Raw genomic sequence first — 14098 nt, 5'->3', positions numbered from 1 at the left:
GCCCCCTGTCCGTCTCACGTCCGCCGCCCACACCGGCCCAAGGAGCCCCGCATGACCACGCTGCCCTCTTCCGGCCCCCCTGCGCCGCACGCCCCCAAGCCGGAATCCGGCGACGACACCCGCCCCGCGTCCGAACATGACGACCATGGAACCCGACATGCCGGATACGAGGCCAAACACGGGGCCGGGTGCGGGACAGGCTGCGGCCCTGCCTGTGCGCCGGGGGGCCAGTCCGCCCGGCCCGCCCGATCCGGCGAGTCAGGTGCGGATGACAAGTCAGGCGCCGATGCCGCCGCCCGGCAGGCGGCCGACCAAGCCGCGCCGCGCCGCCCCTTTCCGGTGGCGCTGGCCGGGGTGGGCCGCGCCCTGCGCCCGGTGGCCGGATTGCTGCAACGGCCCGACTTTCTGCAGGGTTTTCCGTGGGTGCATCTGGCGGGCATGCTGCTGACCAGGCAGGACCACGACGAACTGGTCCTTCACGCCTGCCAGCCGCTGAGCGCACCCGCCACCGCCGCCCCGCTTTCCACTCCGCCAGACCCCGCCCACACGGACCCCGCCGTGCTCGAAGCCCGCGCGGGCCTGCCCCCCGCGCCGCCCGCGCCCGGCGGGGTGGGCCGCTTCGAATCCGCCGCCGACCTGTTCGCGGCCCTGCCCGGCCTGCGCATGGTCATCGACCTGTCCGACGACGGCCGCCACATGGCCGGTCTGCGCGCGGCGGCCCCGGCCGGGGTTTCGCTGCTGGACGCGGGCGGCGCGCTGTGGGTGTGGGAAATGCTGGCCTCGGAAAAGCTGTGCTCCACCTGCAACCTGCACCTGCGCGAGGCGCGCGACCTGTTCGCCACGCTCATCGACCAGGTGGACGAGGACATCCTGCTGCTGGACACCGAAGGCCGCATCGTGGACCTGAACCGCAACATCCTGCAACGCAAGGGCGGCACCAAGGACGACTGGATCGGCACCTGCTGCTGGCAACTGGACGGCGCGGCCTTCTGCTGCCCGCCCGAGCACGGCGGCTGCACCTTCCGCGAGACCGTGACCACCGGCCACAAGGCGGAGCGCATCCACACCAAGGTCAACGACGACGGGCGGGCGCAGTACTTCCGGGTGTACACCTACCCGGTCACCGACGACGCGGGCCGCCTGACGCGGGTCATCGAGATGCGGCGCGACATCACCAACCGCACCAACATGGAACTTCGCCTGCAACAGGCCGAGAAGATGGCCGCCATCGGCGAACTGTCCACCTACGTGGCCCACGAGATACGCAACCCGCTGTTCGCCATCGGCGGCTTCGCCAATTCGCTGCTGCGCTCGCCCTCGCTGGACGAGACGGCGCGCGGCAAGGTGCAGGTGATCCTGGAGGAATCGCGGCGGCTGGACACCATCCTGAAATCCATCCTGAACTTCGCGCGGCCCACCTCTCCGGTGCAGGGCGAGGTGGACCTGAACCTGCTGGCCCGCCAGACCATGGAACTGATGAGCATCGGGTTCGACCAGCGGCGCATCGAGGTGGACATGCAGCTTGCGCCCGCCATCCCCAAGGCGCACGGCGACGGCGAGATGCTCAAGCAGTGCCTGATCAACCTCGTCAAGAACGCGCAGGAGGCCATGCCCGAGGGCGGCCGCCTGACCGTGCGCACCGGCATGTCCCAGCAGCACGTGCACATCGCCGTGGCGGACACGGGCGTGGGCATCCCGGCGGAACTGCACGACAAGATCTTCAGCCCGTTCTTCTCCACCAAGGAGAAGGGCGCGGGCATCGGCCTGGCCATGAGCCGCAAGATCATCGAGGAAATGGGCGGCCGGGTGGACCTGCAAAGCCAGGTGGGCAAGGGCACCATCATCACCCTGTACCTGCAACCGCTGCTGGCCGTGCCCAAACCGGCGGAACCCCGAAGGGACGACCCGGCGGGCGAGGGGATGAAGGGCTGACCCCCGGGGAGGGGGGGCAGGGAAACCGGGCGGCCGACGCAGGGCCACGGCCGTCGCTGCCGCCACCGTCACCGGGCATGCCGGAAGCCACCCGATGCCCGCTTGCCTCCGGGACGATTCTTCCGCACAATGCGCCCCGCGCGGGCATCGCCCGCCCCCATCCCAACCCCGAACCCAGACCAACGACACCATGCCCACCGCTTCGAACACTACCCCCACGAACATCCCCGGTGACACCTCCGTCATCGTGCTGGCCACCCGCAATGCGGGCAAGATCCGTGAACTCGACGACATGCTGAGGGACACCGGCGTCACCGTGGTCGGCCTCGACGCCTATCCCGAAATCGGTGAAATCGAGGAAACCGGCACCACCTTCGAGGAAAACGCCCTGCTCAAGGCGCGCACCGTGGCCCAACTGACCGGCCGCATCGCCGTGGCCGACGATTCCGGGCTGGAGGTGGACGCCCTGGGCGGCGCGCCCGGTGTGTATTCCGCCCGCTATTCCGCCGAAGACGGCGTGCCCGCCACCGACGCCCGCAACAACGAAAAGCTGCTGGCCGCCCTGGCCGACGTGCCGGACGAGCGGCGCACGGCGCGCTTCCGTTCGGTCATCGCCGCCTGCGCGCCGGACGGCCGCCACATCACCGCCGCCGGGGCCTGGGAAGGCCGGGTCGCCACCGCCCCGCAGGGCGACAACGGCTTCGGCTACGACCCGCTGTTCTTCGACCCGGAACTGGGCCGCACCGCCGCCACCCTGACCCGCGACGAAAAGAACGCCCGCAGCCACCGGGGCAAGGCCCTGCGCCGCCTGCTGGAACTGTGGCCCGCCTTCGCCGGGGGCCGGGACTAGCCACGGCCAGTTTCCCACCGCTCCGCTTGCCATACGTCGGACATGCAACGCCCCGCGAGGCTCCGGTACATCCGGACCATCGCGGGGCTTCTGGTTTTTTGAAAAGATGCGGGTGGCCGGGCGGCCCGCCCGAGGGCTTCCTATTTGGCAGGCTGTTCCGGCTGGGCTGGCTCGGCTGGCTGGGCTGGGGCCTGCGGAACCGGCTGGGGCGCTGGCTCGGGCTGAATCTGCTGCGACTGGACGGCGGGCGCGGTGGCGTTCACCGGCTGCACCACCTTGGTTTCGATGGGCGACACCAGGTTGCCGAACACCAGCAGCATGGCCCCGCCCACGGCAAGGTTGCGCGCGCGGATGCCCGCCGCCCGGTTGCCCGCGCGCCAGCGCAGCCAGTTGAAGGCGGCCCCGGCCAGCATGGCCATGCCGCACAGGTTCAGCAGATAGTTGATGGCGTACATGGTCGGCCTCCTGCCGGGGGTCGGCGGGTGTCGGGGGTGTCCTGTCGGGGGGAAGACGGGGAAGAGTGCTCCCGTCGCGGGATTTTTGTTGGCATGCCGGGCGGGTGGCGTCAAGTGGGGGGAAGGGCGGCGCGGGTGCGGGAGGGGGAAAAGGGAAGGGAGGGGGTGTGCGCGGATGGGGGCGGCTTCTACGAAGACACGCCAGCCCTTTTGCCCACGCTTGATCTCGTTATGCCTCCGGCGGACAGAGGGCCGCGCGCTGCGGTCGCCATTCAGCGCAGGACGCCTCCGGATTACTCGCGCCGCCATACACCACGGCGGCGAGGTCCGTGCGCATGGTAATGGTGTCGGCTCCGGCCGTACCGCTCACTATGGCGGCCAAGGCATCCACCTGCGCCATGGTGAGCGTCACGACGTTGGCAAAAGCCTCTATCCACCGTATAGGAAGAGCGAAGCGCGCAATTAGCTGGCGCCATGCGTCGCCAACCACGTAATATAGCAAGATAAAACTGAATGATTCCATTGACTTCCCCCCTGTACGACAAGGTCCACATACTGCGCCCATCTAATGCCCTGCCCAACGAGTTCCCCGCGTGCGCCATGTGGAGCGGGGAGGTCGAGCAATTCCTGACGCGGTTGCCAGACAAACCGCTCTTCGACCTCGTGGTCTCCTCTCCGCCCTATAACATCGGGAAGTCCTACGAGAAGAAAGCAGAGCTTGAGGCGTACCTAGATTGGCAAAAAAATATCCTCGACCTCATCATCCCGCGGCTCAAGGACACCGGGAGTCTCTGTTGGCAAGTCGGAAACTACATTGACAACGGCCAGATCATGCCGCTGGACATTGAGATGGCGTTCATCTTCAAAAAACACGACCTGCAACTCCGTAACCGCATCATCTGGCACTTCGGGCATGGATTACACACCAAGCGGCGCTTTTCCGGCCGCTACGAAACCGTGATGTGGTACACGAAGACCGGGAACTACATCTTCAACCTGGATGCCGTCCGCATCCCGGCGAAGTACCCTGGCAAAAAGCACTTCAAGGGGCCGAAGACCGGTGAACCGTCCGGCAACCCCTTGGGCAAGAACCCCGAGGACGTTTGGAGCATCCCGAACGTCAAAAGCAACCACATCGAGAAAACGGATCACCCGTGCCAGTTCCCGGTCGGCCTCATCGAACGACTCGTGCTCGCGACCACAAACGAAGGTGACCTCGTGTTCGACCCGTTCGCTGGTGTGGCGTCAGCAGGCGTTGCCGCAATCATCCACAAACGCCGCTTCATCGGGTGCGAGTGCAAGGCAGGGTACGTCAAGACGGGCGTGAAGCGGCTCAAGGACGCCTTGGCGGGCAAGGCGAAGTACAGGCCGCACGACCAGCCGATCTACGACCACACGCAGAGTAGCCTCTCCAAGCCACCAGAAGGATTCAAGGCATGAAGCACTGCACTTACAGTCATATGGGTGGGTTCGAGGCCCTCTCCGAAACCATCAGGCAGGAAATCGCCACGGCCATCACCGCTATCGACATCAAGCTCGTGAAGGGCTGCGTCACGAGCATCCGCGAGGCGTTTCTCGCCGAGATCCATGCGACCGGGTGGTCCGGCGAGGTGCTCGTCTCCCGCGACTCGAACATCACCATCACCTCGATGAAGGACCGCATCGGACTGTGCCTGCAGACGGGCAACATCGCCCGTATGTATGCCGACATTCTCAAGCTGCAGACCATGTACCTTGCCGGGACGATACGGGCGGCCATCATCGTCGTGCCGTCGTCTCCCGTCGCCAAGGTACTCGGATCGAACATGGCCAACGCCGGCAGACTTGAGCGGGAACTCACGATTTTCAGACCTGCCTACTCGACCCCGACACTCGTATTCTCCCTGGAGTGAATATGGCGGAGCACACGCAGAGCAGATTCGGATGGCCGCAAAACAAACGGGCCGAGGAAATCAAGAGGGCGCACGAGAACCCGGCTCGGAGCGGCTCGGAACGCGTGACGTTTCAAGGTCAGAACCTCGATATTCCCATCGTCCGCGTCCCCATCGACCTCCCCAAGTACAGGCTCACGAACGGGCGGACGGTTTCGCTTCAGGCGCAACACCTCGCGGAACGGCCAGACGTGCGTCCAGACCTGTTTTCGGGTGATCCGGAGTTGTGGGATGCTCAAGAGGCGCAACACAACCTGCTTTTAAGCGTGGTCAAGGTTCAGGGGCTTCTGGAATACTTCACGGACACCGCGCACCAGCAGGTCAATCCGATTCTTCTCGACGAACACGGATTTGTCGTAAACGGCAACCGTCGACTGGCATGTTGGCGACACCTCCTGCACTCCGACACGACGAAGTATGGACACTTCCGGCATATCGACGTTGCCGTACTCCCGCCTTGCGACGAGCGTGAAATCGACCGCATTGAAGCAAAAATCCAAGTCAAGAAGGACATCCGCGCGGACTACACGTGGGACGCCAAGGCGAACATGCTCATTGAGAAGCAGAAGCGGGACGGTTTCAACGAGGCGGAACTCGCAGAACTCTACGAGATGACCGAGGGCGAGGTCCGCGAGTTGCTCGACATGCGGGCCTACGCCGACGAGTATCTACGGTCTCGGGGCCAACAGAACATGTGGTCAAACGTCTCCAACCATGAGTATGCGTTCCAAAAAATCGTCGCGTTGCGGCAGAAGATGAACGGCGTCGGCGACAAGGAGCTTTTCAAGGAGGCAGCGTTCACTCTCATCGACAAGCCCGAGGAGGGCGGCGGCCGTTTGTATGACCAGATTCCCGCCATCGCCGCAAGCATGGACGCCATTAAGGAGAAGCTGCAAGAAGAAATTCCGGTCGAAGTGCCGGAGGCGGTGCCAGACCTTGATGAAATGTTTGGCGACGGTGGAGGCGGAGACGCCGCTCCGGCTCCCCAGGGCGAGGCGATAACGGTTCCTCTCGCCGTGGCGCTCAAAAAGCCAGAGAACAGCGACAAGGCGCGCAAGATCATCGTGGAGATCATCGAGAGCCAAAAGCAACTTAAGCGTGACGCAAAAAACGCCAACTTCTTGCTGACCTGTTGCTCAAGAGCGCATTCGCAACTGGAAGCCGCCGTCTCCGAGGGACTGCGCCCCGAATCGAAACGGAACGGCGTCGCAAGACAACTGGACGCCATCATGAAGCTCGTCGGACGGATTCAGGAATACTTGGACGCCCATGCTGCAGATTGACTACCGAAGCCACGACAGGCGCGCCATTCTTCGGTGGGCCGAGCAAGACGAGACAACGCGTTGGCTCGACTCCATCCGGCGCCTCTCGTTCGACCAAAGCGATGATACGGAGAGTGAAGGCCCATGGCAACTCTCTATGCCGTGGTGGAACTTCGTCGCCATGCGCCCACGGATTCTGGAGTTGTTCCGTGGCTTCGGGCTTCACATCGGCAGGGAATTGTCCATTGGGCGGGAAGCCGCGGAACTCCTACGACAGGCATCTCGAATCCGTGGCACATACGACACCGCCAAAGACGCCGCAGGAATCCCCGAAGCCGCACTCCGTGAACGTCTCGCCGTCGTGGGATTCGGCAGAACGCTCTCCGCAGAGCAGGTGCGCAACGTAGGGCGAATGGCGGCCCTGCCAGCGGCGGCCACGTTCTCCGTACCGGGCGCAGGAAAAACGACCGAGGCGCTGGCCTGCTTCTTCTACAAAGCGCAGGCCGACGAGCGTCTGCTTGTCATCGCCCCGAAAAACGCATTTGCGGCTTGGGATGAACAAATCGCGGAATGCATGCCTGGCCGCGACTACATCTTTCATAGACTGCGTGGCGGCATGGATCGCATCACACGCGACCTTGCCGATGACCCGCGCTTCATGCTCATCACCTACCAACAACTCGCACGCGTTCCTGATGTCATCGCTCAACATTGCGCCGCCCATCGCGTGCATGTGTTCCTTGACGAGAGCCACCGCATCAAGAGCGGCATGAACGGCCAGTCGGCAAGGGCGGTTTTAAACTTCTCGCACCTGCCCGTCGGGAAGCTCATCATGTCGGGCACGCCGATGCCCCAGTCCACCGAGGATATCATCCCGCAGTTCACCTTCCTCTATCCGGAGGTGCCAGCAAGTTCCACGGATGTGGTTGATTTAATTCGGCCCGTTTACGTGAGAACCAACAAGGCGGAACTCGGCCTACCGCCAATCACGTTGAACACCATTTCCTTGCCGATGGCGCCGTTGCAAGCGGAACTCTACCGGCTGATGAAGTTTGAGGTGGCTCGTGAGGCAGCGACAGCCTTGAATTACCGCAGCAAGCGGGCCTTCCGGACCTTGGGGCGTTCCGTGGCGCGTCTGCTCCAATTCGTGTCGAACCCCGCACTGCTCGCTTCTGAAATCGGCTTCGCGCACGCCGACATTCTCGCCGCCGTCCTCGCCGAGGGGGACGGGCCGAAGTTGCGATTCCTGCTACGGCGAGCAAGAGAGCTGGCACGAGCCGGGAACAAAGTGCTCATCTGGTCATCTTTCGTGCGCAACGTCGAGTACATCGCGGAGCGCTTGGCTGACCTCGGGGCGGTTTACATTCACGGCGGCGTGGACGCTGGCGACGAGAACGATGATGACACGCGGGAAGGCAAGATTCGGCTCTTCCACGACGACACGAACGTGCGCGTTATGGTCGCCAATCCCGCGGCGGCCAGCGAAGGTGTAAGCCTGCACCGCGTCTGCCACCACGCCATATATCTTGATAGGACGTTCAATGCGGCGCACTACCTGCAATCTCTCGACCGCATTCACCGCTTCGGGCTGCCGCCAGATCAGGCGACAAACATCGAAATCATCGCATGCGCCGAGTCGGTGGATGAAACCGTCCACGAGCGGCTCCGTCTCAAGGTCGAGCGCATGGCCGATGCCTTGAATGATTCTTCGTTGCGCATCGACCCCATCCCTATCGACCCTACCGACCTCGACGACTCCGAGGACTACAGCGCTGGCCTGATGACGGAAGACATCGAAGCCTTGTTGCGCGATTGCTCCAGGGAGCAGAGATGAAGCCCTTGTCGCCCGGCCTTGCGCAAGGCTGCTTCGACCTGCTCGACATTGTCGTGCGCCGCGCTCCGCGCTTCGCTGCCGTCCTCGCCGAGTTTGCGAAGTTCCGCGGCATGCCAGTGGATCAGGTCGTCGAGGCGGCACAAACCCTGAACTGGCTCAAGCAGAGCGACGATGGCTTGGCTGTCGTGACCCCAGCCGGGATGCGTATCCTGTGCGTCGATAACTATGAATTGCGCTTAAGACTGGCGCTTCTGGATTACATTGAAGTGTTGCGGCCAGCATGGGTCCAGAATGCGGTCTTCGGCAGGTCGCGAGTGTTGAATTTCGCCGGGAAGAGCATCGCGCAGGTGTTCACAGAAGCTGGTCTCGCCTATGGACTGGATGACGACGTGGTCGAGTTTTGGGACACCATGGGAGCGCTGGCTCGCGGTCAAAGGTCGGCAGACGCCATGAAGACCGGCAGAGTCGGCGAACGCCTCACGCTGATGCATGAGCATCAACGCACCGGACGCATGCCCAAATGGGTGGCCATCTTACGCTAATTACATGTTTTAGTTATCTTTTGACTTTCATACATAAGGCCACCTCGTCAGCCCCCCCCTCCCCCCCTGCCCCCTCCCCCCACCAGTTGCGAACCGTGCCGCAAACCTGATACATGCCACACCGCGAGGAATCGTTCGGGCGGCATACGCCGCCACCCTCGCCCACACCTTCCGGCGGCCACCCTGGCCGTCGCCGCGCGGCGTCCGCCGCGCCTCTCCCAAGGAGCACACCACCTATGTGCGGCATCATCGGATACGCCGGTCATCGTCCCGCCGTTCCCCTCATCATAGAAGGCCTGCGCCGCCTCGAATACCGGGGCTACGACTCGGCGGGGGTCGCCTTCGTCCAGAACCGCGAGCTCATCACCGTGCGCGCCGAGGGCAAGCTGTCCGCCCTTGACGAAAAGCTGGCCTCCTGCCCCAACACCGTGGCCACCACGGGCATGGGCCACACCCGCTGGGCCACCCACGGCATTCCCGTGGAACGCAACGCCCACCCGCACAAGTCCAACGACGGCGGCCTCGCCATCGTGCACAACGGCATCATCGAGAACTACGCGGAACTGAAGGCCGACCTCGTGGCCAAGGGCTACGTCTTCCATTCCGAAACCGACACCGAGGTGCTGGCCAACCTCATTTCCGAGGGCCGCAAGCACAGCGCCACCATGCTCGACGCCTTCGCCTGGGCGCTGCGCCAGGCCCACGGGGCCTACGCCGTGGCCCTGACCACGCCGGAAGAGCCGGAAGTGCTCTACGCCGCGCGCCTGTCCGCCCCGCTGATCCTGGGCGTGGGCACCGGCGAGAACTTCGTGGCCTCCGACATCCCCGCCTTCCTGCCCTACACCCGCGACGTGGTGTTCCTGGAGGACGGCGAACTGGTGCGCATCGACGCCAACTCGTGGAAGGTCATGCGCATCGCCGACCTGTCGGCGGTGGACAAGGCCGTCAACCACATCCAGTGGGACATGCAGGCGGCCCAGAAGGGCGGCTACAAGCACTTCATGCTCAAGGAAATCTTCGAGCAGCCCAAGGTCATCACCGACTGCCTGGCCGGGCGCGTGGACTGGGGCCGCATGGAGGTGACCCTGCCGGAACTGGCCGCGCTGCCGGTGCCCAAGCGGTTGCACATCGTGGCCTGCGGCACCTCGTACCACGCGGGCATGTGGGGCAAGCACCTGCTGGAAAGCTGGGCCCGCGTGCCGGTGAACGTGGAAATCGCCTCCGAGTTCCGCTACCGCGACATCATCCTGGACCCGGCGGACATGGTGCTGGTCATCAGCCAGTCCGGGGAAACGGCGGACACCCTGGCCGCCCTGCGCATCGCGCGGGAGCATGGCGTGAAGGTGGCGGGCCTGTGCAACGTGGTGGGCTCGTCCATCGCGCGCGAGGCGGACGCGGTCATCTACACCCAGGCCGGGCCGGAAATCAGCGTGGCCTCCACCAAGGCCATGTGCAGCCAGATGGTGCTGCTGACCCTGATGGCCCTGCACTGGGGCCGCAACACCGGCGCGCTTTCCGACACCGTGCGCGCCAACGTGCTGCAAACCCTCAGGAAGCTGCCCGGCCAACTGGAAACCGTGCTGCCCGCCATGCGCGACGAGGCGCAGACGCTGGCCCGCACCTACTCCAAGGCCAAGAGCTTCTTCTACCTGGGGCGCGGCCACTGCTTCCCGCTGGCCCTGGAAGGCGCGCTGAAGCTGAAGGAAATCTCGTACATCCACGCCGAGGGCTACGCCTCGGGCGAGATGAAGCACGGCCCCATCGCGCTCATCGACCCGGACTTCCCCACCTTCGCCCTGGCGCTCAACGACGAGCTGTTCCCCAAGGTGAAGTCCAACATCGAGGAAGTGCAGGCCCGGCGCGGCAAGATCATCGCCCTGACCAACCCCGGCGTGGAACTGAAGGTGGACCATCCCTGGTCCATCCCCGACGCCTGGGGCCCCATGGCCGCCTTCCTGGTGCTGCCCGCCGTGCAGTTGTTCAGCTACGAGGCGGCCGACTACCTGGGCAAGGACGTGGACCAGCCGCGCAACCTCGCCAAGAGCGTGACCGTGGAATAACGGCGCGCCCTGCCCGCGCACGAAACGACAAAGGCCCCGCACCGGAGAAGGTGCGGGGCGTTTTTCATCATGCGCCGAACTGGCGGGCCTGCCGGGCTTACCGGGCCTACCGAACTGGCCCGCCGTCCTTGGGGGCCATCTCCGCCGCCACCTCGGCGTACATGGTCAGGGCCACCATGGCGAAGGTAAGCAGCAGCGGGCCGTACAACAGGCCCAGGATGCCGAACATGTTCAGGCCGCCCAGGATGGCCAGGAACAGGTAGACCATGGGAATGCCCGCGCCCTCCTTCATGAACCACGCCCGCAGCAGGCCGTCGGAACTGGAGACCAGCACCGCGCACCACCCCAGCAAAAACACCGCCCGCCACGTCTCGCCCGACAGGTACAGGTAGGCCGTGGCCGGCGCCCAGATCAGCGCGGTGCCCACCACGGGGATCATGGCCGCGAAGGACATGGCGAAGCCCCAGAACAGCGCGGGCAGGCCCACCAAAGCGAAGCCCACCGCGCCGATGACACCCTGGAACACGGCCACCAGCACCCCGCCCATGAACACCGAGCGGGCCACGCCGCGCAGGGCCGACAGCAGGCGGTCCTCCTGGGCGTGGGCCAGCGGCGAGACGCGCTTGACGAAGGCCATCATCTGCCGCCCGTCGCGCAGCAGAAAGTACAGGATGAACAGCATGAGCAGGAAATGGCCGAACAGGTACACCGCGTTGCCCACCCCGGCGGTGATGCCGTGCAGCACGGCCTCCCCGGCCTGCCGGGCCGCGCCCAGCAGGGTGCCGCGCAGACTGGCCGGGTCGAAGTCGATGAAGTCCGAGGCGTCGATGCCGAAGTCGGCCAGGGTCCGGGTGGCCCACACCGAAAGCTCGTGCAGCCGGGCCAGCCCCAGTTCCACCGGGGCGGGCAGGGAACCCGCCGCAGCGGCGGCGCCCGTGGCGGTACCGGCGGCTGCGGCTGCGTCGGGCGCGCCGTTGCCCGCGCCGTTACCGGACGCCGCGTAAAAGGCCATGGCCGCGCGGGCCAGGGCGCGGGCCTGGGGAATCAGCGCGGCCACGAACACGGCCAGCGGCGCGGCCACGCCCAGCAGCAGGGTGAGAATGGTGGACGCCGCCGCCAGGTCGGGCTGGCGCACCCGGCGGGCGATGCGTTCCTGCAACGGGGCGGCCAGCGCCGCCACCACGATGGCCACGGCCAGGGTATGGATGAACGGCCGGGCCAGCAGCCAGCCGATGCCCACGGCCACCACGGCCAGCAGGGCCAGCCAGACCCGCGTGGGCGCGGCGTGGCCAGGTGCTGACGGGACGCGGGGCTGCACGGGGGCGTCCCCCCCGACTGGAGTGATTGGGGTGACTGGGGCGCAGGTGGAGGGGCACCCCGCGCAGGGGGAAGGCCCGAAGGGGTCCGAAGCGCCCCGGAGGGCGTCACGCGGGCTGCCGGGGGAACCGTCGTCATCCGGACCGGCATGGCCATCGGATGCATCGGACGCGCCGGGGCAGCCGCCGCAGGGCGAGGTCAGCCGCGACGCGGCGCGGCGCAGAACCGGCCGGGCGGAACGGCGTTGGGAACGTACAGGGGTACTCATGGCGCGGTGCTAGCATGCGGTGTCCGCCGAAGCAACAGCGGCACGGCGACGTTGCGGTGTCTCATGCCGTACGGGGGGGGGGGACACGGGAAAGGCCGGCACCCCCTACAACTCCGCGCGCTCCAGCAGCCGCAACGGATGCACCACCACCACCTCGCGCCGGGTCACCCGCACCAGCCCTTCGTCCTGCATCTCGCGCAGAAAGTCGCTGACGGTCTGCTGGCACGAGCCGGTCATGGCGGCCATCTGCTCCTGGGTCAGGCGCACGGGAATCACGGCGGGCTCGTGCCAGGCAGCCTCGTCGCCCAGCACTTCGTAGGCCATGTACACCAGCAGCTTGGCCAGCCGGGTGCCCACGTCGCAGGTCATCAGGTTGCCCACCTGCTCGCCCAGATAGCGCACCCGGCCGCCCAGCGTGACGATGACCCTGCGCGCCGCGCCGAAGTGGCCGGACAGGAAGGTCTCGAACTCGTCCCGGCCCGCCTCGCGCAGCACGCACGGGGTCAGGGCCTGGGCATTGGCCTTGCGCGGCACCGAATCCAGCACTTCGGCCAGGCCGAACATCTCGCCCCGCCTGCGCAGAAAGAAGATGGGCTCCTTGCCCGAGGGCGCGATGCGGAAGATGCGCACGATGCCCTGCTCCACGTAGAAGCACGAATCGCCGGAGTCCTCCTCGAAGAACACCATGTCGTTCTTCGAAAGTTCCCTCCGGCGCGACAACGCCAGAAACGCCGCCCGCTCGTCCGGCAGGCCGGCGAAAAAATCCTCGGTCCAGAGATGCCAGTTGCGTTCCATGGGCCCCCCTGTCGGAGAACGTAGTGCTCCTGCGGCGTATGACAAGGGGGCACGCCGTTCCATTCACCGCCCGCGTACAGGGGACCCTGCTTTTCGGTGGCCACGAAGCCCGCGCCCTTGGCCGGGCCGGGACGGAAGGCGCGCCACAACATCCAGAACGCCGCGCCGAAGACCAGTACGGAAAAGTACATCTTCAGCTGTTCCGGGGTCATGCCCAGCGAGATGTACGCACCCGCGCCCGCGCCCAGAAAGCCGGTGGCCATCATGGGGAAGGCGATCTTCATGTTGGGGGTCTTCTTGGACAGGTGCACCATGGCCGCCATCAGGCCGATGACGGCCGAGGCAAGGCTGTTGGTGCCCAGGGCCACCTTGACCGGCAGGCCCAGCCACAGGGTGTACAGGGGCACGGAGAACAGGCTGATGAACGCCCCCACCATGCCGCCCAGGAACCCGGCCACCATGCCCACGCCGATGCCCAGCACCGGCACCACGTTGACGGTGCCCCAGCTGGGATGGCTCCAGGCCACGGTCCACGAGGGCGCAACCGATTCCTTGACCAGCGCCAGCAGCAGCACGGCGGTCAACGCCCACAGAAGCATGTTGCTGGGGGTGCGCTCGCCCAGCACCGCCCGGATGCCCGTCAGAAACGGGGAACAGACCATTTCGGCGTCTGCCGCTCCGTTTGCCGGGGCCGCGCCCGCCGCCACGCCCGTCTTGTTCGTATCCGCCATTCCCGCCTCCCTTGCTGGTTGAAGTGATTGCGTCGATCAAGTGTGCCCGCCGCCCGCGCGGCCACCGGTGAAGGCGGACGCGGGGCGCGCATCGTGAGCCACGGGAGTAGCGCGAAGGGGC

The 14098-nt window shown here is 65.8% G+C and carries 12 protein-coding genes and 1 pseudogene; 8 read left to right on the top strand and 5 right to left on the bottom strand.

Features of this window, described 5'->3' with window-relative positions:
- Window positions 1–51 precede the first annotated feature (51 nt).
- Both V6B97_RS00715 and V6B97_RS00710 read left to right on the top strand, forming a co-directional pair.
- The gene (locus V6B97_RS00715) at window positions 52–1932 is read left to right on the top strand and encodes a two-component system sensor histidine kinase NtrB (protein ID WP_333504576.1); all 1881 of its coding nucleotides are present in this window, start codon (window positions 52–54) and stop codon (window positions 1930–1932) included.
- 190 nt (window positions 1933–2122) lie between these two features.
- Window positions 2123–2782: an XTP/dITP diphosphatase gene (locus tag V6B97_RS00710; RefSeq protein WP_333504575.1), complete on the top strand. Its 660-nt coding sequence runs from the start codon at window positions 2123–2125 to the stop codon at window positions 2780–2782.
- A 140-nt stretch (window positions 2783–2922) separates the two neighbouring features.
- Here V6B97_RS00710 and V6B97_RS00705 read toward each other — a convergent pair whose 3' ends face one another.
- Both V6B97_RS00705 and V6B97_RS00700 read right to left on the bottom strand, forming a co-directional pair.
- Window positions 2923–3237: a hypothetical protein gene (locus tag V6B97_RS00705; RefSeq protein ID WP_333504574.1), complete on the bottom strand. Its 315-nt coding sequence runs from the start codon at window positions 3235–3237 to the stop codon at window positions 2923–2925.
- Between the two features lie 229 nt (window positions 3238–3466).
- On the bottom strand, window positions 3467–3760 hold the full coding sequence (locus V6B97_RS00700) for a hypothetical protein (protein ID WP_333504573.1): 294 nt from the start codon (window positions 3758–3760) through the stop codon (window positions 3467–3469).
- Here V6B97_RS00700 and V6B97_RS00695 point away from each other — a divergent pair.
- From V6B97_RS00695 to glmS, 6 genes are all read left to right on the top strand, one after another.
- Window positions 3751–4677 carry a DNA-methyltransferase gene (locus V6B97_RS00695; protein ID WP_333504572.1) on the top strand — a complete coding sequence of 309 codons (927 nt, stop codon included), beginning with the start codon at window positions 3751–3753 and terminating at the stop codon, window positions 4675–4677. The genes V6B97_RS00700 and V6B97_RS00695 overlap by 10 nt on opposite strands.
- Window positions 4674–5129 carry a BglII/BstYI family type II restriction endonuclease gene (locus V6B97_RS00690; RefSeq protein ID WP_333504571.1) on the top strand — a complete coding sequence of 152 codons (456 nt, stop codon included), beginning with the start codon at window positions 4674–4676 and terminating at the stop codon, window positions 5127–5129. Before V6B97_RS00695 ends, V6B97_RS00690 begins: the two co-directional genes overlap by 4 nt.
- 2 nt (window positions 5130–5131) lie before the next feature.
- Window positions 5132–6451, top strand: a complete 1320-nt coding sequence (locus V6B97_RS00685; RefSeq protein WP_333504570.1) for a hypothetical protein — start codon at window positions 5132–5134, stop codon at window positions 6449–6451.
- Window positions 6438–8264: a DEAD/DEAH box helicase gene (locus V6B97_RS00680; protein ID WP_333504569.1), complete on the top strand. Its 1827-nt coding sequence runs from the start codon at window positions 6438–6440 to the stop codon at window positions 8262–8264. Before V6B97_RS00685 ends, V6B97_RS00680 begins: the two co-directional genes overlap by 14 nt.
- Window positions 8261–8806: a hypothetical protein gene (locus V6B97_RS00675; RefSeq protein WP_333504568.1), complete on the top strand. Its 546-nt coding sequence runs from the start codon at window positions 8261–8263 to the stop codon at window positions 8804–8806. The genes V6B97_RS00680 and V6B97_RS00675 overlap by 4 nt, the downstream gene beginning before the upstream one ends.
- 236 nt (window positions 8807–9042) lie before the next feature.
- Complete coding sequence (glmS, locus tag V6B97_RS00670) at window positions 9043–10866, top strand: glutamine--fructose-6-phosphate transaminase (isomerizing) (protein ID WP_333504567.1); 1824 nt, start codon at window positions 9043–9045, stop codon at window positions 10864–10866.
- Between the two features lie 106 nt (window positions 10867–10972).
- Here glmS and V6B97_RS00665 read toward each other — a convergent pair whose 3' ends face one another.
- The 3 genes and pseudogenes from V6B97_RS00665 to V6B97_RS00655 form a co-directional block, all read right to left on the bottom strand.
- Complete coding sequence (locus tag V6B97_RS00665) at window positions 10973–12184, bottom strand: AI-2E family transporter (RefSeq protein ID WP_333504566.1); 1212 nt, start codon at window positions 12182–12184, stop codon at window positions 10973–10975.
- Between the two features lie 372 nt (window positions 12185–12556).
- Window positions 12557–13246, bottom strand: a complete 690-nt coding sequence (locus V6B97_RS00660; RefSeq protein WP_333504565.1) for a Crp/Fnr family transcriptional regulator — start codon at window positions 13244–13246, stop codon at window positions 12557–12559.
- A gap of 182 nt (window positions 13247–13428) precedes the next feature.
- Window positions 13429–13683: pseudogene (locus V6B97_RS00655) on the bottom strand (TSUP family transporter); the annotation flags it as partial.
- Window positions 13684–14098 lie beyond the last annotated feature (415 nt).

Source organism: Nitratidesulfovibrio sp. 1201_IL3209, assembly GCF_036763125.1.
In the GTDB taxonomy this organism is placed as follows: Bacteria; Desulfobacterota; Desulfovibrionia; order Desulfovibrionales; family Desulfovibrionaceae; genus Cupidesulfovibrio.
This window is presented reverse-complemented; position numbering and strand designations above follow the sequence as displayed.

Coding starts and splice junctions, on each gene's coding strand:
- V6B97_RS00710 (WP_333504575.1), top strand. CDS start 2,123: ATGCCCACCGCTTCGAACACTACCCCCACGAACATCCCCGGTGACACC.
- V6B97_RS00715 (WP_333504576.1), top strand. CDS start 52: ATGACCACGCTGCCCTCTTCCGGCCCCCCTGCGCCGCACGCCCCCAAG.
- V6B97_RS00690 (WP_333504571.1), top strand. CDS start 4,674: ATGAAGCACTGCACTTACAGTCATATGGGTGGGTTCGAGGCCCTCTCC.
- V6B97_RS00695 (WP_333504572.1), top strand. CDS start 3,751: ATGATTCCATTGACTTCCCCCCTGTACGACAAGGTCCACATACTGCGC.
- V6B97_RS00685 (WP_333504570.1), top strand. CDS start 5,132: ATGGCGGAGCACACGCAGAGCAGATTCGGATGGCCGCAAAACAAACGG.
- glmS (WP_333504567.1), top strand. CDS start 9,043: ATGTGCGGCATCATCGGATACGCCGGTCATCGTCCCGCCGTTCCCCTC.
- V6B97_RS00680 (WP_333504569.1), top strand. CDS start 6,438: ATGCTGCAGATTGACTACCGAAGCCACGACAGGCGCGCCATTCTTCGG.
- V6B97_RS00705 (WP_333504574.1), bottom strand. CDS start 3,237: ATGTACGCCATCAACTATCTGCTGAACCTGTGCGGCATGGCCATGCTG.
- V6B97_RS00660 (WP_333504565.1), bottom strand. CDS start 13,246: ATGGAACGCAACTGGCATCTCTGGACCGAGGATTTTTTCGCCGGCCTG.
- V6B97_RS00700 (WP_333504573.1), bottom strand. CDS start 3,760: ATGGAATCATTCAGTTTTATCTTGCTATATTACGTGGTTGGCGACGCA.
- V6B97_RS00675 (WP_333504568.1), top strand. CDS start 8,261: ATGAAGCCCTTGTCGCCCGGCCTTGCGCAAGGCTGCTTCGACCTGCTC.